General features: G+C 31.7%; 22 protein-coding genes. 15 read left to right on the top strand and 7 right to left on the bottom strand.

Going from position 1 to position 21,656, the window contains the following annotated elements:
- Positions 1-59 precede the first annotated feature (59 nt).
- Positions 60-563 carry a peptide-methionine (S)-S-oxide reductase MsrA gene (gene msrA / locus LQ682_RS05120; protein ID WP_026023649.1) on the bottom strand — a complete coding sequence of 168 codons (504 nt, stop codon included), beginning with the start codon at positions 561-563 and terminating at the stop codon, positions 60-62.
- Between the two features lie 154 nt (positions 564-717).
- Between msrA and LQ682_RS05115 the strand changes: the two genes are divergently transcribed.
- Complete coding sequence (locus LQ682_RS05115) at positions 718-1,695, top strand: LCP family protein (protein WP_016999572.1); 978 nt, start codon at positions 718-720, stop codon at positions 1,693-1,695.
- A gap of 108 nt (positions 1,696-1,803) precedes the next feature.
- Here the strand turns inward: LQ682_RS05115 and LQ682_RS05110 are convergent, their stop codons facing one another.
- Positions 1,804-1,989 (bottom strand): 2-hydroxymuconate tautomerase, encoded by a 186-nt coding sequence (locus LQ682_RS05110; RefSeq protein ID WP_016999571.1) that lies wholly within the window; start codon positions 1,987-1,989, stop codon positions 1,804-1,806.
- Entirely contained in the window at positions 1,989-3,002 is a 1,014-nt protein-coding gene (locus LQ682_RS05105) for a cation diffusion facilitator family transporter (RefSeq protein WP_218729308.1), read from the bottom strand. The genes LQ682_RS05110 and LQ682_RS05105 overlap by 1 nt, the downstream gene beginning before the upstream one ends.
- 398 nt (positions 3,003-3,400) lie before the next feature.
- Here LQ682_RS05105 and mqo point away from each other — a divergent pair, with 398 nt between their 5' ends.
- The 4 genes from mqo (at position 3,401) to LQ682_RS05085 (ending at position 7,649) form a co-directional block, all read left to right on the top strand.
- Positions 3,401-4,885, top strand: a complete 1,485-nt coding sequence (gene mqo, locus LQ682_RS05100) for a malate dehydrogenase (quinone) (protein ID WP_218729309.1) — start codon at positions 3,401-3,403, stop codon at positions 4,883-4,885.
- 273 nt (positions 4,886-5,158) lie between these two features.
- Positions 5,159-5,563, top strand: a complete 405-nt coding sequence (locus LQ682_RS05095; RefSeq protein ID WP_016999568.1) for a sporulation protein — start codon at positions 5,159-5,161, stop codon at positions 5,561-5,563.
- Positions 5,564-5,856: 293 nt separating this feature from the next.
- Positions 5,857-7,119, top strand: coding sequence for a Y-family DNA polymerase (locus LQ682_RS05090; protein WP_016999567.1), 1,263 nt, complete (start codon positions 5,857-5,859; stop codon positions 7,117-7,119).
- A 119-nt stretch (positions 7,120-7,238) separates the two neighbouring features.
- The gene (locus tag LQ682_RS05085; RefSeq protein WP_016999566.1) at positions 7,239-7,649 is read left to right on the top strand and encodes a VOC family protein; all 411 of its coding nucleotides are present in this window, start codon (positions 7,239-7,241) and stop codon (positions 7,647-7,649) included.
- 46 nt (positions 7,650-7,695) lie between these two features.
- Here LQ682_RS05085 and LQ682_RS05080 read toward each other — a convergent pair whose 3' ends face one another.
- Both LQ682_RS05080 and LQ682_RS05075 read right to left on the bottom strand, forming a co-directional pair.
- Positions 7,696-8,403 (bottom strand): GntR family transcriptional regulator, encoded by a 708-nt coding sequence (locus LQ682_RS05080; protein ID WP_135020192.1) that lies wholly within the window; start codon positions 8,401-8,403, stop codon positions 7,696-7,698.
- Between the two features lie 115 nt (positions 8,404-8,518).
- Complete coding sequence (locus LQ682_RS05075) at positions 8,519-9,613, bottom strand: tartrate dehydrogenase (RefSeq protein ID WP_016999564.1); 1,095 nt, start codon at positions 9,611-9,613, stop codon at positions 8,519-8,521.
- 173 nt (positions 9,614-9,786) lie between these two features.
- On the opposite strand from LQ682_RS05075, the gene LQ682_RS05070 reads away from it, so the two are divergent.
- The 4 genes from LQ682_RS05070 (at position 9,787) to LQ682_RS05055 (ending at position 13,432) form a co-directional block, all read left to right on the top strand.
- On the top strand, positions 9,787-11,058 hold the full coding sequence (locus LQ682_RS05070; protein ID WP_016999563.1) for an SLC13 family permease: 1,272 nt from the start codon (positions 9,787-9,789) through the stop codon (positions 11,056-11,058).
- A gap of 67 nt (positions 11,059-11,125) precedes the next feature.
- Positions 11,126-12,262 (top strand): glycerate kinase family protein, encoded by a 1,137-nt coding sequence (locus tag LQ682_RS05065; protein WP_016999562.1) that lies wholly within the window; start codon positions 11,126-11,128, stop codon positions 12,260-12,262.
- 244 nt (positions 12,263-12,506) lie between these two features.
- Positions 12,507-12,710 carry a helix-turn-helix transcriptional regulator gene (locus tag LQ682_RS05060; RefSeq protein ID WP_016999561.1) on the top strand — a complete coding sequence of 68 codons (204 nt, stop codon included), beginning with the start codon at positions 12,507-12,509 and terminating at the stop codon, positions 12,708-12,710.
- Positions 12,707-13,432 carry a DUF3169 family protein gene (locus LQ682_RS05055; protein WP_016999560.1) on the top strand — a complete coding sequence of 242 codons (726 nt, stop codon included), beginning with the start codon at positions 12,707-12,709 and terminating at the stop codon, positions 13,430-13,432. Before LQ682_RS05060 ends, LQ682_RS05055 begins: the two co-directional genes overlap by 4 nt.
- Before the next feature lie 299 nt (positions 13,433-13,731).
- On the opposite strand, the gene LQ682_RS05050 is transcribed toward LQ682_RS05055, so the two are convergent.
- Positions 13,732-14,463, bottom strand: a complete 732-nt coding sequence (locus LQ682_RS05050) for an MBL fold metallo-hydrolase (protein ID WP_237714341.1) — start codon at positions 14,461-14,463, stop codon at positions 13,732-13,734.
- 53 nt (positions 14,464-14,516) lie between these two features.
- On the bottom strand, positions 14,517-15,608 hold the full coding sequence (locus LQ682_RS05045) for a prephenate dehydrogenase (protein WP_239723964.1): 1,092 nt from the start codon (positions 15,606-15,608) through the stop codon (positions 14,517-14,519).
- Positions 15,609-15,729: 121 nt separating this feature from the next.
- On the opposite strand from LQ682_RS05045, the gene LQ682_RS05040 reads away from it, so the two are divergent.
- From LQ682_RS05040 to LQ682_RS05015, 6 genes are all read left to right on the top strand, one after another.
- Positions 15,730-16,776: a M42 family metallopeptidase gene (locus LQ682_RS05040; protein WP_016999550.1), complete on the top strand. Its 1,047-nt coding sequence runs from the start codon at positions 15,730-15,732 to the stop codon at positions 16,774-16,776.
- Positions 16,777-17,288: 512 nt separating this feature from the next.
- Entirely contained in the window at positions 17,289-18,692 is a 1,404-nt protein-coding gene (locus LQ682_RS05035; protein ID WP_016999551.1) for an anthranilate synthase component I, read from the top strand.
- Positions 18,689-19,285: an anthranilate synthase component II gene (locus LQ682_RS05030; protein WP_016999552.1), complete on the top strand. Its 597-nt coding sequence runs from the start codon at positions 18,689-18,691 to the stop codon at positions 19,283-19,285. The genes LQ682_RS05035 and LQ682_RS05030 overlap by 4 nt, the downstream gene beginning before the upstream one ends.
- Positions 19,251-20,267, top strand: coding sequence for an anthranilate phosphoribosyltransferase (gene trpD, locus LQ682_RS05025; protein WP_016999553.1), 1,017 nt, complete (start codon positions 19,251-19,253; stop codon positions 20,265-20,267). The genes LQ682_RS05030 and trpD overlap by 35 nt, the downstream gene beginning before the upstream one ends.
- The gene (gene trpC / locus LQ682_RS05020) at positions 20,251-21,045 is read left to right on the top strand and encodes an indole-3-glycerol phosphate synthase TrpC (protein ID WP_016999554.1); all 795 of its coding nucleotides are present in this window, start codon (positions 20,251-20,253) and stop codon (positions 21,043-21,045) included. The genes trpD and trpC overlap by 17 nt, the downstream gene beginning before the upstream one ends.
- On the top strand, positions 21,035-21,652 hold the full coding sequence (locus LQ682_RS05015) for a phosphoribosylanthranilate isomerase (protein ID WP_016999555.1): 618 nt from the start codon (positions 21,035-21,037) through the stop codon (positions 21,650-21,652). Before trpC ends, LQ682_RS05015 begins: the two co-directional genes overlap by 11 nt.
- The last annotated feature ends 4 nt before the right edge of the window (positions 21,653-21,656 follow it).

Below are 21,656 nucleotides of genomic sequence, written 5' to 3'. Positions count from 1 at the left end.
AAAATAACAGTACAGTATACTATTGTACATACTTTACTGCTATTTAACTAAAGGTATATTTATTTTTTAAAACGACTTCTTTCTAATTGCTCTTCTTTATATCTTTCAGGATTTTTCTTATAAAAATCTTGGTGATGATCTTCTGCTTCATAAAATGTTTGATATGGTAATAATTTTGTTACAACTGTTTGATTTTCAGGTAATTTATCGTTTAACTGTGCGATATATTCTTCAGCTAATTTCTTTTGGTCATCATTTGTATAAAAGATAGCTGTTTGATATTGGGAGCCACGATCTTGAAATTGCCCATGAGCATCAGTAGGATCTATAATTGCAAAAAATATTTCTAATAATCTATTGTATGAGAATAATGCAACATCGTATTGGATTTCAACAACTTCGAGATGCCCTGTTTCTCCTGTCTTTACTTCTTCATAAGTTGGATTTTCTGTTGTTCCACCCATGTAACCTGAAGTGACTTTATCAATACCTTCATACTCATCGAATGGTTTAACCATGCACCAAAAGCATCCACCTGCGAAATACGCTTTATTCATATTCATTATAATTTTACCATCCTTTATTCAGTCTCAAGTCTTATTTTCCGATTGTTTCACAATTTTTTCTTGATTTTTAAACCATAAATTGGTTAACTTAGTGTATGATATTAATTATAATATAATTAATATCAATTTTGAAGATAAAAGGTTGGTAACAATGACTTCGCAAAATCAATCAGAAACAGATGACAATCGTCAAACAGATATACCACGAAGAACGAAAAAGCGTAGAATTAAAAAAGGGCCTTTTATTCTTTTAGGTATCATTTTGCTATTAATCGGGTTAGTATTCTATATAACTGCTTCATATAAGTCTGGCTTGAAAGTTTCAACTGAGAATGGTAAGGACCATCAATTACATAAGTTCCATAGTTCTACCAGAAATGATGGTAAGGTTAATGTGCTTGTGTTAGGGGAAGATCGTAAAGTTGATAACTCACAGCCTAGAACCGATTCAATTATGGTTGTTCAATATGATTACTTAAAGAAAGATTTAAAAATCGTTTCGGTCATGAGAGATATTTATTCTGAAATACCTGGTGGTTATCGAAATTACAAAATCAATACTGCATACTCACTTGGTGGACCAGAATTATTGCGTAAAACATTGAAGAAAAACCTTGGTCTTGATCCAGAGTACTATGCCATCATAGACTTTGATGGATTCGAGCAAATGGTTGATGAAATTGCACCAGACGGTGTTCCAATCAATGTTGAAAAGGACATGTCTGAAAAAATTGGTGTTTCTCTGAAAAAAGGTCAACATAACTTAAACGGGAAAGAATTATTAGGTTATGCGCGTTATAGAAATGACGAAGAAGGCGACTTTGGACGAGTAAGAAGACAACAACAAGTTATGACAGGACTGAAATCAGAACTATTAAGTGTAAATTCAGTTCTGAAAGCACCTAAAATTGCAGGTATTGCAAGAGGTTATGTTAATACAAATTTAGATGATCAAACAATTTATAAAACGGGAGCTAGCTTTATAGCTAGAGGCGATAAAGATATTAAGACTTTAACAGTGCCAGTAAAAGGCTCTTATACAAATGAAAATGATATTGAAAATGGTGCTGTTTTAAGTATTGATAAAGAACAGAATAAAAAAGCAATAAAAGAATTTCTTGATGAATAGTAGATGAGTATGGCATATTATCCGTATTCAAAGTGAGAGGGAGCGAGACAGAAATCTTATTTTTAAAGATTTCATAGTCTCGCTCCCTTTTTTTAATATATTTAAAAATTAAGAATCTGATTTACGAACGCCTGCTACACCATAGTGTTCAGGTTTCATTTCTTCAATGATAACGTGTATATTTTCTTTTGGAGCTTTAGCATTCTTATGTACTGCTTCGGTAACATCATTAACTAGACCTCTTAACTGTTCATCTGATCTACCTTCAATTAATTTAACATTTACGATTGGCATTATTTTCTCTCCTCATTATATTGTATATTTGCTGAAGGACCTGTATCACTGCGCCAGTCTTGCTGGCCATCATCTTCAATGAATTCGATATTAACATCCTCAACATGTGATAAGTCTAACAACTTTAATATAATCCGTTTTCTGATATCTGACAACTCTTTTAACGTAAAGTTCTTGTTTAACTCTAATAATGCTTCAATATGCAATGCTTCTCCTTCTTTAATGACAGCTAATCGTTTAATATCGGATACAGCTTTTTCATCTAGAATGATACGTGAAGCATGTATTTCTGATTCGTGATCAGCGATACCAAGAACACCTTGGGCATTTTCAACAAATATAATACCGACAATAATAAACATCATGATACCGATTATGACTGAAGCAATACCTTCAAGCATACCTAAGCCAGTTAATCGAGCAATGATAATGGATAATACAGCGATTATACCGCCACCAGCTGCTACTGTATCTTCCATAAATACAAGTTTTGTAGCGGGCTTTGCTTTGCTGATATTTAAATAACTTTTAGTGAAAGGTGTTAATAAACCTTTGCTAGATTCTCCAGCTTCTTCTAAAATTTCTTTGCCAGCTTTTCTTAACACTGTACCTTCTAAAACAATACCGATAACGAGTACGCCGATATTAATCCAGAAAAATAAAAGTGGGCCATCAGTATCATTAGGATGAATAATATGGTGAAAACCTTCTTTTACTGTTTCGTATGATAGAATCCCAACAATTATAACTGCTATTAAACATACCAGATTAATAAGTCGACCATATCCAAGTGGGAACTTCTCATTAGGACTACATCTTGAAAAAGCAGAACCGAGAAACACGAATAATTGATTAGCTGCATCCCCAAAGGAATGCATCATTTCAGCAAACATAGCGATGTTGCCTGTGAAAATAAAAGCGAAGAGCTTTAAAAAACCAAGAATGAAGTTAACGATAGCAGCAGATAAAGAAGACATGCTACCTTTTTTAAGTAAATTGAAAAATCTGCTCATAACAAGCTCCTTTGCATATTAAATTTTTATAATGATAACATCTTAATTCCCATAATTTAATATTGCTAATCATTTTAGATACTTATAATTTTATTATGTAAACTATAAGTGTTGTTTGAAATTTCTTAAGACCATTAGCTAGGGAATGTGTTATACTATAAATGTATAACATTTAAATATGTCATACTATTTGATTACTATATTAATGTAGCTTAATACATTAAATGTCTTATTACACCTTATCTATGAGTTGACACTTTTTTAATATAGATATTAGGTTTATAATAGAGTTAATACATAAAATTATGTAAACAAATTTAATAACTGAAATTCTGTATATTTGTTATGGGCATATATAGATGAGTAAATTAATATTGAAAGGGGCTCTGTAGTTAATTATGAATTCAATACATAAGAAAACAGATGTAATATTAATTGGTGGTGGCATAATGAGTGCGACTTTAGGCACAATGCTTAAAGAATTATCACCAAACTTAGAAATTAAATTATTCGAAAAATTATCTAAACCAGCTGAAGAGAGTTCTAATGAATGGAACAACGCAGGTACAGGACATTCTGCTTTATGTGAATTGAATTACACTAAAGAAGAGGCGGATGGTTCCGTTAATATTGATAAAGCAATCCAAATCAATGAACAGTTTCAGTTATCAAAACAATTTTGGACTTATCTTGTAAATCAAGGTAAGTTAGCTGATCCAAAATCATTTATTCGTCCTGTTCCACATATGAGTTTTGTTTATGGAAAGAAAAACATAGAATTTTTGAGAAAACGTTGTGATGCTTTATCGAATAATCCTTTATTCACAGGTATGACATTTACTGATGATTTTGAAACATTAAAACATTGGATGCCATTAATGATGGAGGGACGTCCGACTACTGAAGAAATTGCAGCAACTAAAATAGAATCTGGTACAGATGTAAACTTCGGTAATTTAACACGTTTACTTTTAAGTAATTTAAAAGATGAAGGTGTAGAGTTATATTACAATCATTCTGTTCAGAATATTCGAAGAAATCAAGATAACACATGGCAATTAAAAATTTATAATAGTGAAACGAAGAAAACTGAATATCATAACACTAAATTTGTATTCATTGGTGCTGGTGGCGGCAGTTTACCGCTGTTACAGAAGACAGGTATTAAAGAATCTACAAATATAGGTGGCTTCCCAGTTAGTGGTTTATTCATGGTATGTAATAATGAAGACGTTATTGCTAAACATGAAGCCAAAGTTTATGGTAAAGCTAAAGTCGGCGCGCCACCAATGTCAGTACCACATTTAGATACAAGATACATTGAAGGTAAACGAACATTATTATTTGGACCTTTTGCTGGATTTTCACCTAAGTTCTTGAAAACAGGTTCAAATTTAGATTTAATTGAATCTGTTAAACCTAATAATGTTTTAACAATGCTTTCTGCTGGATTAAAAGAAATGGGATTAACGAAATATTTAGTGGAGCAAGTACTTTTATCTGATGAAAAACGATTAGAAGAGTTAAAAGAATTTATTCCAACTGCAAAATTAGAAGATTGGGACATTGTAATTGCTGGCCAACGTGTGCAAGTAATTAAAGACACAGATGAAGGCGGGAAAGGGACACTTCAATTTGGTACTGAGCTTGTCACAAGTGAAGACGGTTCAATATCAGCTTTACTAGGTGCTTCTCCAGGTGCTTCTACAGCAGTACATGTTATGTTGCAGTTATTAGAAAAAAGTTTCCCAGAACAATTCCCAGAATGGAAACAAAGAATTAAACAAATGATACCTTCATATGAAGTACAATTGTCTGAAAATCCTGAAGTATTTGATGAAATTAATACATCAACTTCAAAAGCATTAGGATTATATAAATAATAGAACTATAAAATTTTGATAGGCTTCTTTCAAAGCAAACTCTAAAAAAGTGAAATCTTTGAAGGGAGCTTTTTTTGGTAATATAATGTGAAAGTATCGAAATACATGCACATTAGCGTATAATTTCCATGTATTTATAATCTGTATATTTAATCGTATGTAACAAATTTACAAATTTCTTTAACTCTAAAATAAAAATTGATTTTATTCTCTTTAACTTTTAACCCAATCGCGTTAAACTATTCTTAATGAAGATTAAGGGGGGTTCACTCTATGTTTGAAAAATTACTAACTTCTATTGGTATCGGTAATTTAAAAATTGATACGAGACTAGAAAAATTAACTTTTAATGAAGAAGAACCAATTAAAGGTAAAGTGATTTTTTATGGTGGTTCATGTGACATTAAAGTAGAATATATTATGTTATCTTTAATTGAAAGAGTTAACAACAAAGATGAAGATAGTGATTTTGCTGAATTTGATAATGTATTGCATAAATACAAAGTTAATAAATCTTTCGTTATTAAAAAAGGTGCACAACAAGAATATGAATTTGAATTCAAATTAGAACAGATTGATTTTAAAGGTGAACCTGAAGAAATCTTCTTAAAAACACATGTTCATATTGATCAATCTGTCGGTGCAGATGACGAAGAACGATTAATTATAGTAAGATAGTGTTCACTATTAGTTTATAAAAATATTGTTATTTTAGTATTGTAACGTTCATGCTTAAATTCTTAAAAACACACCACAAAAGTAGGGTAATCCTTAGCTTTTGTGGTGTGTTTTATTTTTATTTTGGAATAACAGGGATTAATAAGGGAAACCTTCTTTTGAACATCAACACATATAACGTTTCAATTGATTAAAAACATTATTTATACAAAAATAAACGTATTAACGTTGAAATAGAACATGTGTTCGTATATAATAAAAATATATTCAGTCGATTGAGGGAAGGTGACATTATGTATGATTATCATTTATGTGAGGACCGAGATATCTTATGTATAGATCAGAAAAGCTTCTTTGCGAGTGTGTCTTGTATTATGAAAGGGCTGGATCCGTTAACAACAAAATTAGCAGTAATAGCAGATACTAAACGACAAGGTTCTATCGTGTTAGCAGCTACGGAGCCTTTGAAAAAGTTAGGTGTAAAAACTGGATCAAGATTGTTTGAAATACCTCATAGAAATGACATTTACATTATTAATCCAAGTATGAAACGATATTTAGAATATTCTGTAGCAATTACTAAGATAGCATTACGTTACGTCGCACCTGAAGATTTTCATCAATATAGTATTGATGAATTTTTTATAGATATTACGGATAGTTACAAACAGTTTAGTTCTACACCAAGAGCATTTGCTCAACGTTTAATGAGAGAAATCAAAGAAGAAACCCAAATTCAGTGCGCAATTGGCATAGGCTCTAATATGTTATTGAGTAAAGTTTCATTGGATATGGAGTCAAAGACAAATGAAGATTTCATTGCTGAGTGGAGATATCAAGATGTACCGACAAAGTTATGGCCCATAAATCCGCTTAGTAAATTTTGGGGGATTAATCATAGAACTGAGAAGAAATTAAATGCTAAAGGTATTTTCACAATTGGAGATTTAGCGCACTATCCACAGCAATATTTAAAGAGAGAGTATGGTGTAATTGGCACGGATTTACATTTGCATGCAAATGGTATAGATTTAAGCAAAATTAAAGAAAAACATCGTATTATGAATCCGACGATATGTAAGAGCCAAATACTGATGAGAGATTACTACTATCATGAAACGAAAGTTGTATTATTAGAATTAGTAGAAGAAGTTGCGATGCGTTTAAGATCAAGAGATTTATTAGTTAAGACCATATCTTTTTCAATGGGATATAGTGGAGAAGGCGGCGTTAATAAACAATATACTTTAAAAGATGGCACGAATTTAACTATGGATATATTTAGAGTGATTTGGAGCTTTGCAGAACAATTGTGCGATAAACAAGCAAAATATCGAACATTAAGCGTCACTTTAAATAACTTTGTGCCAGAAAGAGCAAGACAACTTAATTTATTTATTGATGAATTTGAAAGACAACGAGATGAAGCACTTGAGAAGACAATCGATAAACTTAAAAGAAAATACGGTCCTAATGTTGTATCTAGAGCTGTGTCATATACACCAGCAGCTACAGCAAGAGAAAGAGCAGGACTCATAGCAGGACATAAAAAGTAATTTATATAATAAATCTATAAACATAATATAAATGTGTGTAAAAATATAATATTTGACAAACTACACACACATTTATATACTTAATTTTGACCGATAATCAAATATGGGGAGTGGTGCATGTGATTAAACAAGTTACACCTTATCTTTACTTTAACGGAACTTGCGAAGAAGCATTGGCATTTTATAGTGAAGCGCTAGACGGAAGTGTAAGAGAATCACAAACATATGGAGATGCTGGCATAACAGCAGAAGATCCTAAGAGAATTTTGCATGCACAATTAGAGGTAAATGGTCATATATTAATGTTTTCAGATGTTCCTAATAATGACGAGTCTCTCAATAAGAACCATAATATATATGTTGTTTTAGATTTTGAACAAGAAGAGCAAATTAAAGAAGTTTATGAAATATTTAAAAAAGAAGGTCAAGTACAAGTAGAACTTGATAAAATGTTTTGGGGTCAAACCTATGCTAAAGTTATTGATAAATTTGGAATAGGTTGGGATTTTTCATATACCCATCAAGAATAAATAATATAAAAAAGCACATCGACTATAAAGTCGGTGTGCTTTTTAGTTATTCCTCTAAAGTCTCAGCTATCTCTTCCCAAGCTCTATTTCTATGTGATTGCATAGCAAATCTAGCCGCATTTTTATCTTTAGCTTCCATACAAGCTATAATAGCACGATGTTCCACAATAGATTGGTAAGGTATAGGGCGGTTATTGATTGTATATAATCTAGCTCTGTATAATTGATCAGCATGTATATTAATTACACTGCTTAGTCTAGTATTTTGTGCAAAACTAATTAAATCAGCATGAAATTGGTCATCTAGAATAGACCAATTATATAAATCATTTCGATCAAGACTTTCTTGTTGGAGAGATACAAGATGTTTTAAATGATTAATGTTTTCTTGAGTTATTTTTGAGGTAGCTAATTCTACTGCTAATCCATCTAAACTTTCAGTAATTTCATAAATCTCTTTTAAATCTTGCTTTTTTATCGGGTTGATAATAAATCCTTTTCTAGGAACGAGTGTGAGTAAACCCTCAGTCTGTAATCTAACTAATGCCTCTCTAACAGGAGTACGACTCATCTCTAGAACTTCAGCAATTTCTCGTTCTAATAATGTTTGACCAGGTTTTAATTTCAATTGTTTTATAGCAATCCGAATAATATGATAAGCACGAATAGGTAAGCGTTGTTCATCAATCTGCTCAGCTATTTGATTTAATGTGACTTTCAATTTTTGATATTCAATTAGTTCGTCGTTTGACATAAAATCTCCTCCAAAATTAAACAATAAAAAAAACGTCTATCTCGTATATTAGCTAAGTATATTATACCAGAAAGACGTTTTATCAAATATGAATAGAAGTTATTTATCTAATCTATTATTTTACAATTTTGGAATTTAAATTTTGTATGATAGCATTAGTCATTTCTTCAGTTGTAGTGTCTCCTCCTATATCTTGAGTAAGTGCGCCAGAATCAGTTGCTTTTTTTATAGCGTTATTTAATTGCATTGCTTCATCTTTGAGACCGAAATTATCTAACATTAATGCCGCACTTCCAATAGCACCAATAGGGTTTGCAATTCCCTGTCCAGCAATATCTGGCGCAGAGCCATGAACTGATTCAAACATACTAGGATATCTTCCGTCAGGATTTAAGTTAGCACTAGCTGCAATACCTAAACTACCAGCTAAAGCACTACCTAAATCAGATAAAATATCTGCTAATAAGTTTGATGCTACAACCACTTCTAAATCTTCGGGGTGAAGCACAAAGTTTGCTGCCATAGCATCTACTAACCATTGATCAGTTTCAACCTCAGGGTATTCTTTACTTACACGTTCAAAGACTTCATCCCATAGCACCATACCATATTGTTGAGCATTACTTTTAGTTACGCTTGTTACTTTCTTACGCTTTCTCTTTTTAGCAGTTTCAAAAGCAAATCTGATAATACGTTCACAGCCTTTTTCAGTAAATAATGAAGATTGTACTGCTACTTCATTACCGGGACCTCTACCAGTAAAGTTTCTTCCACCAATACCTGAATATTCTCCTTCCGAATTTTCGCGTATTAATACCCAGTTTAATGATTCAACATCGGGATGATTAAGTTTACTTTTTACTCCAGGTAAAAATTCAACTGGTCGAATGTTTGCCCATTGGTCAAAGCCTTGACAAATGGCTATGCGAAGCCCCCACAAACTAATATGATCCGGAACATTAGGAAAACCCACTGCTCCAAAATAAATTGCATCATGATTTTTTATTTGTTCTAAACCATCTTCGGCCATCATTTTCTCATGTTCTAAATAATATTCACATCCCCAAGGAAAATAATCATACTCAAATGAAAATTTACCGTTTGATTGTTCTGATAAGTGATTTAAAACACGAATGCCTTCATTAATAACTTCTTTACCAATTCCATCGCCAGGTATTACTGCAATCTTAAATGTATTTTTCGTATTCATATTATCTCTCCTTTTCCTTTGTTATAAACTCATTATCAAACAACGTATACATTAAAGTCAATTTATGATGAATTTAATCGTATATTAAATAAATTAATTGACTTAATGTATACGTTAATGTAAGATTAGAAAAAATGAAAACGCTAACATAAATTTGAAGGGGGATTTTATTTATGGATGCATCAATAATCACGCTAATATTTTTAGTATTTGCAATTATCATGTTTGCTGGGGAGAAAATACCCTTGTCTATTACTGCTATGATTGTTGCAGTAGGTTTAGTTTTAACAGATGTTCTAACAGCAGAAGAGGCGTTTGCAGGATTTGTAGATAGTAATGTACTTTTATTTATGGCGATGTTTATAGTAGGGGGAGCATTTTTTGAAACTGGGATGGCTCAGCAAATAGGAGGCATCGTTACAAAATTCGCCAAAACAGAAAAGCAATTAATTGTAGCAGTAATGTTAATAACAGGTTTAATGTCAGGGGTATTATCTAATACTGGAACAGCAGCAGTGTTGATTCCTGTTGTTATTGGAATTGCAGCTAAAGCTGGATTTTCGCGTTCTACCTTATTACTACCTCTAGTATTCGCAGCAGCGATGGGAGGAAATTTAAGTTTGATTGGTGCTCCAGGTAATATGATTGCTCAGTCGTCATTAAAAAAAATAGGGGAAGGCTTTGGCTTTTTTGAATATGCAAAAGTAGGATTACCAATATTAATAATTGGTATTTTATATTTCGCAATAATTGGTCGTAAGTTACTTCCAAAAAGAGAAGAGACAGATCTAGATGAAGATTCTATATATGCACAACAAGTTGACTATTCAAATGTACCTAAATGGAAGCAAATTGTAGCATTAGGTGTATTAATTTTAACTGTTATTGCAATGATATTTGAAAAACAAATTGGTATACCATTATATATATCAGCATGGATTGGAGCATTAATACTTGTAGCAACGAGAGTTATAACAGAGAAAAAAGCAATGAAAACTATAGATATGAATACAATACTTCTATTTGTTGGATCACTTGCTTTAGCAAAAGGAATAGATGTATCAGGAGCAGGTAAAGAAATAGCTAATGTATTAATAAATACACTTGGTAAAAATCCTTCCCCCTATGTATTGTTATTTGTAATTTTAGTATTATCTGCAGTGATGACAAACTTTATGTCGAATACTGCTACAACAGCTTTGTTAGTACCAATTAGTTTATCTATAGCAAATGGTATGGGAGCAGATCCAAGTGCTGTAGTAATGGCAACAGTTATTGGTGGATCTTTAGCATTTGCAACACCAATTGGTATGCCAGCAAATACAATGGTGTATGGTCTCGGTGGATTTAAATTTAAAGATTATGCTATCGCAGGTATTCCTTTAATCATATTATCTATTATTATTTCAATGATATTACTGCCAATTTTCTTCCCGTTTTATTAAACAAAGTTACAATTTTAATTATTTTATGTATCATAAGATATAAAGTGAATATAAATGAGGTGCGAAAATGAAAGTTTTAATTTCACCCGATTCTTTTAAGGGAAGTATTGATGCTTTAAATGCTGCTAAAGCAATTGAGTCGGGTATTCATAAAGTTGATTCTACAGTAGAAACTGAATTACTACCTATGGCTGATGGTGGAGAAGGTACTATGATAAACCTTGTGCAAGCAACAAATGGCACAATAAAGACTATTAATAGTAGAGATCCCTTGAATAGAGAAATGAAAGCTGATTATGGTATTACAGGTGATGGGCAAACGGCGATAATTGAATTAGCGACAAGTTCTGGTATTGATTTGCTGTCGGCTGATGAATTAAATCCTTATGTGACAACGACTTACGGTACAGGATTACTCATTAAAGATGCTCTTGAAAAAGGAATAAAGCACTTTATCATATGTTTAGGTGGAAGTGCTACGAATGATGCAGGTGTGGGGATATTACAAGCATTAGGTTATCGATTTTTAGATAAAAACAAACAAGAAATTAAATTTGGAGGCATACATTTAAAAGATATTGAATCGATAGATGAGTCTCAAGTATTAACAAATTTAAAAAATGCACATTTTGATATTGCTTGTGATGTAACGAATGTTTTTGTCGGCAAACAAGGTGCAAGCCATATTTTTGGACCGCAAAAAGGTGCTACATACGAACAAGTAATGGAATTAGATCATGCTTTGAATCATTTTGCTCATGTCATTGAAAAAGATAAAAATATTTTTATTAAAGAAATAGAAGGTGCTGGTGCAGCTGGAGGAACAGCTGGTGGATTAATGGCTTTCTTGAATACAAATATTGAAAGAGGTATCGAACTTGTAATAGATTTTGTGAATTTTCACGACCTTATAAGAACGCAAAACTTTGACTATATATTTACAGGAGAAGGTAAAATTGACGGTCAAACAGCAGGAGGAAAAGTTATTTCAGGAATTTGTAAAGTAGCCTCTGATTATAATATTCCAGTTATTGCAATAGGAGGTTCTGTAGAAAGTGATTTATCAGAATTACATAATCAAGGGTTAACAGCAGCATTCAGTATTACTACAAAACCAGTTAGTTTAGAATATGCTATTAAAAATGCACAAAGTTTAATAGAACAACAGTCAGAACAAATATTCCGACTGATTTATCGTAAGTAATAAAATGAAAATGTTAAATATAAGGATAGTAATAGTTTTTTATTGTAGTTGGATTAATGTCATAGAAAATCCAATAAAAGTGTGGTTAGTTGGATTAATGTCATAGAAAATCCAATAAGAGTTGAAAGGGTGAGACATCTTTATGTCTCATCCTCTTTTTGTATATAAAAGTGGTCATTTTGACTAATATACTTGTCAAAATGACTATAATAATGTATATTAGATGTCGTAGGTAGGTGGTTTAATGAAGAATAGAGTAAAAGAATTAAGAGCACGTGAGGGTTATAACCAGACGGAGCTTGCTAAAAAAGCAGGTATTTCTAGACAAACTGTTTCATTAATAGAACGTAATAATTTTATGCCATCAATACTGACTGCTGTAAGAATAGCTAGAATACTGAAAGAAAACGTTGAAGAAGTTTTCATATTCGAGGAGGAAGAACTATGAAAAAGAGTAAAATCATGTTATTTGGTAACTTGTTATTATATTTAATAATAGGCGGTATTATAGGTGGATTAACATCGGTTGTACTAAGCAATAATTATGAACTGTTTGAATTTAAATTATCAAAAATGCAAACAGATATAACAAGTGTAGTGTTGGCTATTATATATATTATTCTAGTAATCGCTCTACTTAATGTATATAAAAAAGCACAAAGATTAAGAGAGACAGAAACAAATATTGATAATGAAGATGAAATAGAAATTCAGATTGAGCGAACGTTAATTTTAGCTCCAGTCATTTTAGGTATTAATACTGCAATTGCTTTATCTATTTTAAATATAACGATAAATATGGCAGAAGAAGTAAGTATTTTATCTACGTTAATGGTAGTAGTAACACTATTTGTAACAGCACCATTAACATATATGCACATGTCTGCCATGAGAAAATTATATCCAGAACGTAATTATCCAAAGCCAGGCGATAAAAAGTTAAACGAAAAACTTATAAATATGATGGATAGTGGTGAACAGTATATTACATTGCTAGCATTACAAAAAACATATTCACTGAATCAACAAATCATCATTGCGATTATCGCTTTAGCATCTATATATTCATTGGCTTCACATGATAATCAATTTTTCTCAGTAACACTTATGATTCTGCTGTATCTTGTTAATACAATGTATTACACTAAACAAGTTTCACAAACTTTGTAGTGAATAAGAAGAGGACAGATACTCTAACGAGCAAGAAATTTTAAACAAGCCCGTTACATTGTCTAACGAGCTAGTGGTAGTAAACAAGCCTGTTAGCGCGATATTTTCTACGATTTTGTAAAGTGCTGACGCCTGAGGGAATAGTATGAGTGAGAGACTATAGGCTCGAACCATACCCTAGGCAAGCATGCACGAACAAAATCGTAGATTGTATAAAAAAATAAGCATATCACTTTCAAACTGAAATAATCAGTTAAGTGATATGCTTATTTATTTTGAGTTAAGATTTGTGTTTTTATTCATAAGTACTCTTCTTCTATATTTAATCGTTCTTCTTTAATGCCTTCTTTACTAAGTGGTTCTAAGTGACCATGAATATATGTTTGATAGTCATATTGTTCTACTGTTTTAATATAATGATAGTATTTTTCTTTGTCGTATCCACCGTCTAATAAGTAGAAATCACCGGTATCGGCATCTCCAGCGAACAATATTTTGTCTTCTTGAACATAAGCAACTACACCGTCTTCTGAATGGGGATTTACAATGCGTTGTACTTCTAGCGTTACATTACCTAAATCAAATGAACAATGATCTTCGAATGTCATATCTGCATTAACTACTTTAATTTTTGAAATATCATCATACTCGATTTTAATATGTGTATCACAGAATTTACATTCTTCACCAGAGTTTAAGCGTTTTGCCATTGCTTCGGGTGTCCATTGCCATTGTTTTAATTTAGTTAATGTTAAATCTGTTTCTTTTTCTGCAATTGTTATACCATTAAATGCATGCATAGCAAAAGTATGGTCCCAATGCCAATGCGTAATTAACGCTACTTTCGGTTGAGGTAAATTAAGTTTTTCTATTTCATTTAGCATTTCTGTCAAATGTGCAGGCGAATTACCTGTATCTATTAACATGCTATATTTTTCTCCATGTATATATCCTAAATTAGGTCTATCTCTATGACTATCAAAAGGTAATATATATACATTCTTACTGATTTGTTTAAGTTTCACAGTCATCTTCCCTTTCAATACAATAGTGATATTATATCATCAAAATTTAATATCGCCCATTACAAAGTATATGTATCGAAAGTATTCAATGCTTCTATAGCTCTATCACGATCATTATTTGATTTAAAACTAAGTCGCAATGCACCCATGATATCTTCTCTAATTTCTAAAATTCTAATGTTCGTAATGGAAATATGCTGTTGACCTAAAATTCTCGTAACTTCACTGATCATACCTGGTTTATCTGGGATATCTACGTATAAATCAAAAGTAGAAGTCAAGGCACCTTGTTCTTTAACAGGCAAGTTGTCACGATATTCTTTTGCAGATTGGAAAAAGTCACGAATTAAACTTGGATTTCCTTCTTCGATAACTTCTTTCGTCTGTTCCATTTGTTCAATCCAATTATTCATTAACGTTACAAGATGGTCTTTATTTTCTAAAGTAATATCTCTCCACATATCCGCATTGCTACTCGCTATGCGAGTAATATCACGAAAACCTCCGGCAGCTAGCGTTTTTACATATTCTGAAACTTGTGTATTTTCTTCATTCATATGAATAAGGCTAGAAGCGATAATATGAGGGAAATGACTAACTACGCCGGTAACATAATCATGCTCTTTTGCAGACATCTTAATAAATTTTGCTTTAGTTGGTTCTAATAAATGTTTAACTTCACTATGAGCCGCTTCATTCTCAACTTGGTCATATATCAAGACATAATAAGCATTTTCAAATAGGTGTTTCTTAGCGTTTACAACACCAGATTTATGACTACCTGCCATAGGATGTCCGCCAATTAAATGAACATCTTTATTTAATAATTTTGATTCAAGTGTACTTAAACCAAGTTTTGTACTGCCTGTATCTGTGACGATAAGGCCAGGTTTCGTATCAATGTTTAATAATCTTTTACTGTACTCTATTGATTGTTGAACGGGTGTTGCCAAAATAATTAAGTCAGCTTCACTTGCAGCTGAATCAAAATCATGTGCAACTTCGTTAATGATGCCCATAGAGTAGGCAATCTCTGAAAATTTATCAAAACAGTCAAAACCTGTTATATGTATGTGTGGATGATGAAATTTAATATTTTGTATTAAACTTCCTCCAATTAAACCTAGTCCTACTATAAATATACGTTGCATAAAATCCCTCCAATACTTTAATAGTTTAAAGCAAGTTAGTGTATGAAAGCAAGTGTTATTGATTTATTTCTATAAAAGTTTAAAATATTAATTAATATGAAATAAGTAGGGAGTGGAGAAAATGACAATCAATGTAAATGATACAATCGTAACAATTAAAGAACTTGTTAATATTAATAGTCCATCAGGTTTTGCAGATCCAGCAATTGAATATTGCCAAAAATTCGCTGAAGCACTTAATTATGAAACAAGTTTAACACATAAAGGTGGATTATTAATTAATGTACCTGGTAAAAATGATGATAAACAACGTGTTATTACTGCACATGTTGATACACTCGGTGCGATTGTAAAAGATATAAAAGAAGACGGCCGATTAAAATTAGATTTAATAGGTGGATTTAGTTGGAATGCTATCGAAGGGGAATATTGTACAATTACGACACAAAGTGGATTAGAAATATCAGGCACAATATGTTTACATGAAACAAGCGTTCACGTTTATAAAAATAATACTGAAATCCCTCGAGATGCTGAGCATATGGAAGTAAGAATAGATGAAAAAGTATTTTCAGCAGATGACACTAGAAATTTAGGGATTGAGATTGGTGATTCTGTTAGCTTTGAACCTCGCTTTGAACATACTGCTTCAGGATTTGTTAAATCTAGACACCTTGATGACAAAGCAAGCGTCGCGATGATTATTCAATTTTTAAAATATTTAAAAGAAGAAAATGTCGAATTACCACATACGACTCAATTTTATATTTCAAATAACGAAGAAATAGGCTATGGTGCAAACTCAAATATTACTGATAAAGTCGTTGAATTAATAGCATTTGATATGGGTGCTCTAGGAGATGGACAAGCTTCAGATGAATATACAGTATCCATTTGTGTAAAAGATGGTTCTGGGCCATATCATGTTGGATTAAGAAATCATTTTGTTGATTTATGCAAAGAAAATGATATTAAATATAAATTAGATATTTATCCATATTATGCATCAGATGCATCAGCAGCTTTACGTGCTGGAGCAGATATTCGTCACGGGTTATTTGGCCCTGGAATAGAGTCTTCTCACGCTTTAGAACGTACACACGAAGATTCTATTTTAGAAAGTGAAAAGTTATTAAGAGCTTATTGCTTATCCGAAATTAACAGTTAATTTAAATATTAAGGGTTGACTTTAAAAAAAATATCTCGTATAGTGTATTTAAATTAATCCGATAAGCAATTGTCGGAATTTGAAAGATAAGTATCTCGTGATGTTAGTAGTAATCAGAAAGCTAATGGTTGATGTAAATTAGCACTGCACACAGTGAGAGAATTGGGCTTTCAAATTATAAAATTTAATGTGATTTTTAAAGTGAACATGAAAATGAATGTTAACTAAGGTGGCACCACGGTAACGCGTCCTTACAGAATGCGTTACTGTGGTGTCTTTTTTGTATAGAAAAATATCAGTGGTCATAAGTATAAATTTAAGAATGTAGTTAAAGAAAGTTAGTGGTTGATGGAAACTAACACACTTAAATTTAGAATTGGGGATCATGTAGTTAAAGCTAAATATAGAATGAGTGAATAAGTGTTAACTTATTAATGAAGGTGGTACCGCGCAAAAGCGTCCTGTTGTATAGGATGTTGTTGCGCGGTTTTTTTATTTAGGAGGTAAAGAGGATGAACATAAAATATAAAAGATTAAATGCTGATGTTACACCAGAAACATTAGGACAAATTGATAAGAAGAAAATGATATTAGAAAGTGCGAGTACGAATCAAATGAAAGGTAGATTTTCAATTGTAGCTTTTGATGCAATCGGTAAAGTGAACCTTTTTGATGAGTATTTTCAAATAAATATAAACGGACAAGAATCGGTTACACATGATGGACCTTATGAAGCATTAGAACAATTTATTAATGAAATGAAAGCAGATAATATTCCAGAACCACTTAAACATTTACCATTTGTTTCAGGAATGATTGGTTATTGTAGCTTCGACTTAATTAGATATCAAAATAAAATTTTAAAAAGTATAGAAGTTTCATCTGAATATCCAGACGCTTCATTTAACCTAGTTGAATCAGTATATGTATTTGATCATTTTAAAGAAGATTTATTTGTTATAACGAGTAACCTTTTCAGTAATAGAAACGAACAAGCATTGAATCAAGAATTAGACAACATGATAGAAGAGCTTCAAAATATTAAACTTTTTGAAAACAAAATTAATCATCATAAAAAAGGTGATTTAGAAACGAATATTTCTGAAGAAGCTTTTATGGAAGAAGTTTCATATTATAAAACGTTAATTAGTAAAGGCGATATGTTCCAAGTTGTTCCTTCTCGTATTTATAAATATAAACACTTTTTTGAAAATGAAAATAAAGACACTTTGAAATTACAGATGTATAAAAATTTAAAACGACAAAATCCAAGTCCTTATATGTATTACATCGATGATGAAGAAAGAACGATTATAGGTTCTTCACCAGAAAGTTTCATAAAAAAAGAAGGAAAAATTATTACAACAAATCCTATTGCAGGCACTAACAAAAGAGGAAAGACAGAAGAAGAAGATTTAGCAAATGAACAAGCTTTAATCAACGATGAAAAAGAATTATCAGAACACCGTATGCTTGTTGATTTAGGTAGAAATGATTTAAACATAATAGCAAAAACTGGTTCAGTCCATATGCCGAAACTTATGACAGTTGAAAGATTTGAGCATGTCATGCACATTGTGACAATAGTTGAAGGAGAAATTAAGGCGGAAGTAACGCCGCTTCAAATGATTACAGCTTTACTCCCAGCTGGCACAGTTTCAGGTGCACCGAAGACGCGAGCTATAACGCGTATATACGAAACGAGAAAACAAAAAAGAGGTATATACGCTGGTGGCGTTGGTTATATAAATTGTAATCATGATTTAGACTTTGCTTTAACAATTCGAACGATGGTTGTTGATTCAGAGTATATCAATGTAGAAGCAGGATGCGGTGTAGTTTATGATTCTGTACCACAAAAAGAATTACAAGAAACGAAGATAAAAGCTAAAAGTTTATTGGAGGTATCGCCATGATATTAGTAATAGATAATTATGATTCATTTACTTATAACTTAGTCAATTTAATAAAGCAATATGATGAAGTTATCATTCATCATCCGGATGAAGCACCATTAGATCTGGAAATAGACGGTTTAGTAATATCACCGGGTCCTGGTCATCCGTTAGATACAAATCATTTAAATAAAATTATTAAAGCATATCATGACGTACCAATACTAGGTATTTGTTTAGGCGCACAAGCATTAACTTGTTACTACGGTGGGGAAGTAATTGTAGGAGAAAAAGTAAAACATGGCAAAGTAGACCAAATTGATTTTGTAGAATCATCCAAACTGTATCAAGGATGTGAAACTGGTTTTAATATTATGAGATATCATTCGCTCATAAGTGATGAAAAATCTTTTCCTAATTGCTTAAAAATAACAGGAAGAACACCCGATGCAATACAGTCGTTTGAACATCAAATTAACCCGCATTTCGGAATACAATATCATCCAGAATCATTTGCATCTGATAATGGAGATAAAATAATTAATACATTTGTAAATATAACAAAGGAAGGTGCACAAAATGAACACATTAAAACAACTCATCCAATATCGTAATTTAGATCAACAAGAAATGAAATCTTTTGTGCAATTAATGATGAATGAAACAGAAGATGTTTCATTGAAAGTTGCTCACTTAGTTGCGCTTAGCATGAAAGGTGAAACATCTGATGAATTATCTTATTTAACAGAAAACCTTATAGCTACAACTTATCAAAATAGACCATATATAGAAGACAGCATTTGTGTTTGTGGCACAGGTGGCGATCATTCAGGTAGTTTCAATATATCGACTACCGCTTCATTTGTTGTAGCTGCAGCTGGATTGAAAGTATTGAAGCACGGTAATAAAAGTATCACATCTAAAACGGGTAGCATTGATATATTATCTGCGTTAAATATTCAAACGACACCAATTAATGAAGCAACTAAAAGAGTTAATGATACAAACTTAGCTTTTTTAAGTGCTACTGAAACATATCCGATTATGAAAACTGTGCAACCAGTAAGAAAAACAATCACAACACCAACTACTTTTAATTTAATTGGTCCAATGATTCATCCTTACAAATTAGATTATCAAGTGATGGGTGTATATGATGAATCAAAATTATCTACTATTGCAGAAGCACTATATAAATTAGGTCGCAAACGTGCAATTGTACTACATGGTGCTGGTGGAATGGATGAAGCAACTTTATCTGGAGATAATATTATTTATGAAATTTCACAAGAAGAAGGCATCAAAAATTATACGATAAACGCAGAAGACTTTGGTTTACAAGCTGCATCAAACGATGCTTTAAAAGGTGGAACAGCTGAAGAAAATAAACATATCACGTTAAATATCTTATCAGGTCAAGACAATGGTCCTAAAAGAGATGTAGTCGTATTAAACGCTGCACTTGCATTATATATTGGTGGAGTAGTTGAAACGATTGAAGAAGGTATAGAAAAATCTCAAAGTATTATCGATAACAAAGAAGCGCTAGCTATACTAGATCAAGTAGGAGGACAAGTATATGACAATATTGGATGAAATCGTTGAATATAAAAAATCATTACTAGCTACAAATTATTATGAAACAAAGATGGAAGAATTAGAAAAAGTAGACGTACAACATAAAACAACATTTTTAAATCGTGTAAAAACAGACGATAGATTGAATATCATTGCAGAATTAAAAGCAAAAAGTCCAACAGTTTCAGACATACCTAAAAGAGATATGGCTACACAAATTAAATTGTATGAACAATATGGTGCCTCAGCAATTTCTATTTTGACAGATGAAAAGTATTTTGATGGCAGTTATGAACGTTTACAAAGCTTAACAACTAAAACAACATTACCAGTATTGTGTAAAGATTTTATAATCGATAAAAGACAAATAGACTTAGCTCATCAAGTAGGTGCTTCTATTATCTTACTAATCGTTAATATATTAACGGAAACACAATTGAAAGATTTATATGAATATGCGACACAAAAAGGTTTAGAAGTATTAGTAGAAGTACATGATAAAGAAGAATTAGCAATTGCTCATAAAACAAATGCCGAGTTAATCGGTGTGAACAATAGAGATTTAAAACGTTTTGTAACGGATGTTAAACATACAAATGAAATATTAACTACGAAGAAACAAGGTGTAACGTATATCTCTGAAAGTGGTATACGCACTGAAGAAGATATAGTAGAAATTACAAAAAGTGGTGTAGACGGCGCACTTATCGGCGAAACTTTAATGAAACATCCAGATTTAGAAACATTTCTACCAAGTATTCGAGTGTTAAAAAGGGGTGAACAGGATGTACATTAAATGTTGTGGCTTTAAAGAGAAATCGGACATCGAAACAGCTGTTAAATATCAAGCTGATGCAATAGGTTTTATCACTTTTCCTAAAAGTAAACGCTATGTAACGGTGGAAGAAATTAGCACTTTAAGTAAAGATATCGATGATAAAGTCGATAAAGTCGCAATTGTTGTGAATCCAATAATTAAAGATATAGAAGCATTAGTAGAAAGTACTTCCATAAACACAATACAATTTCATGGTGATGAAACAGTTGATTTCATTGAAAAAGTGAAAATAAAATATCCAAATATAAAAATTTTTAAAGCATTGCCAGCCAATGATTCTTTAGAAGACAATATTCAATTATTTAAAGGACAAGTTGATTTATTTTTAATTGATACACCTTCGAAAGATTATGGTGGGACAGGAAAATCTTATGATTGGTCTATATTGGAGCATATAGAAGATGTGCCATATTTAATAGCTGGTGGTTTAGATTTAGAAAAGATACAACAAATTGAAAAACGTGAATTATCTAATATAGGGTATGACATATCTAGCGGCATTGAAACAGAAGGTAAAAAAGACAACTCAAAAATTAAAACATTATTAACACAATTGAAGGGATGATAAA

Source organism: Mammaliicoccus sp. A-M4, from assembly GCF_022386955.1.
Classification (GTDB): Bacteria; Bacillota; Bacilli; order Staphylococcales; family Staphylococcaceae; genus Mammaliicoccus; species Mammaliicoccus lentus.
This window is presented reverse-complemented; position numbering and strand designations above follow the sequence as displayed.

What these genes read in the sequence shown, in the direction of transcription:
- msrA (WP_026023649.1), bottom strand. Translation starts at nt 563, where the DNA reads ATGAATATGAATAAAGCGTATTTCGCAGGTGGATGCTTTTGGTGCATG.
- LQ682_RS05115 (WP_016999572.1), top strand. Translation starts at nt 718, where the DNA reads ATGACTTCGCAAAATCAATCAGAAACAGATGACAATCGTCAAACAGAT.
- LQ682_RS05110 (WP_016999571.1), bottom strand. Translation starts at nt 1,989, where the DNA reads ATGCCAATCGTAAATGTTAAATTAATTGAAGGTAGATCAGATGAACAG.
- LQ682_RS05105 (WP_218729308.1), bottom strand. Translation starts at nt 3,002, where the DNA reads ATGAGCAGATTTTTCAATTTACTTAAAAAAGGTAGCATGTCTTCTTTA.
- mqo (WP_218729309.1), top strand. Translation starts at nt 3,401, where the DNA reads ATGAATTCAATACATAAGAAAACAGATGTAATATTAATTGGTGGTGGC.
- LQ682_RS05095 (WP_016999568.1), top strand. Translation starts at nt 5,159, where the DNA reads ATGTTTGAAAAATTACTAACTTCTATTGGTATCGGTAATTTAAAAATT.
- LQ682_RS05090 (WP_016999567.1), top strand. Translation starts at nt 5,857, where the DNA reads ATGTATGATTATCATTTATGTGAGGACCGAGATATCTTATGTATAGAT.
- LQ682_RS05080 (WP_135020192.1), bottom strand. Translation starts at nt 8,403, where the DNA reads ATGTCAAACGACGAACTAATTGAATATCAAAAATTGAAAGTCACATTA.
- LQ682_RS05075 (WP_016999564.1), bottom strand. Translation starts at nt 9,613, where the DNA reads ATGAATACGAAAAATACATTTAAGATTGCAGTAATACCTGGCGATGGA.
- LQ682_RS05070 (WP_016999563.1), top strand. Translation starts at nt 9,787, where the DNA reads ATGGATGCATCAATAATCACGCTAATATTTTTAGTATTTGCAATTATC.
- LQ682_RS05065 (WP_016999562.1), top strand. Translation starts at nt 11,126, where the DNA reads ATGAAAGTTTTAATTTCACCCGATTCTTTTAAGGGAAGTATTGATGCT.
- LQ682_RS05060 (WP_016999561.1), top strand. Translation starts at nt 12,507, where the DNA reads ATGAAGAATAGAGTAAAAGAATTAAGAGCACGTGAGGGTTATAACCAG.
- LQ682_RS05055 (WP_016999560.1), top strand. Translation starts at nt 12,707, where the DNA reads ATGAAAAAGAGTAAAATCATGTTATTTGGTAACTTGTTATTATATTTA.
- LQ682_RS05050 (WP_237714341.1), bottom strand. Translation starts at nt 14,463, where the DNA reads ATGACTGTGAAACTTAAACAAATCAGTAAGAATGTATATATATTACCT.
- LQ682_RS05045 (WP_239723964.1), bottom strand. Translation starts at nt 15,608, where the DNA reads ATGCAACGTATATTTATAGTAGGACTAGGTTTAATTGGAGGAAGTTTA.
- LQ682_RS05040 (WP_016999550.1), top strand. Translation starts at nt 15,730, where the DNA reads ATGACAATCAATGTAAATGATACAATCGTAACAATTAAAGAACTTGTT.
- LQ682_RS05035 (WP_016999551.1), top strand. Translation starts at nt 17,289, where the DNA reads ATGAACATAAAATATAAAAGATTAAATGCTGATGTTACACCAGAAACA.
- LQ682_RS05030 (WP_016999552.1), top strand. Translation starts at nt 18,689, where the DNA reads ATGATATTAGTAATAGATAATTATGATTCATTTACTTATAACTTAGTC.
- trpD (WP_016999553.1), top strand. Translation starts at nt 19,251, where the DNA reads ATGAACACATTAAAACAACTCATCCAATATCGTAATTTAGATCAACAA.
- trpC (WP_016999554.1), top strand. Translation starts at nt 20,251, where the DNA reads ATGACAATATTGGATGAAATCGTTGAATATAAAAAATCATTACTAGCT.
- LQ682_RS05015 (WP_016999555.1), top strand. Translation starts at nt 21,035, where the DNA reads ATGTACATTAAATGTTGTGGCTTTAAAGAGAAATCGGACATCGAAACA.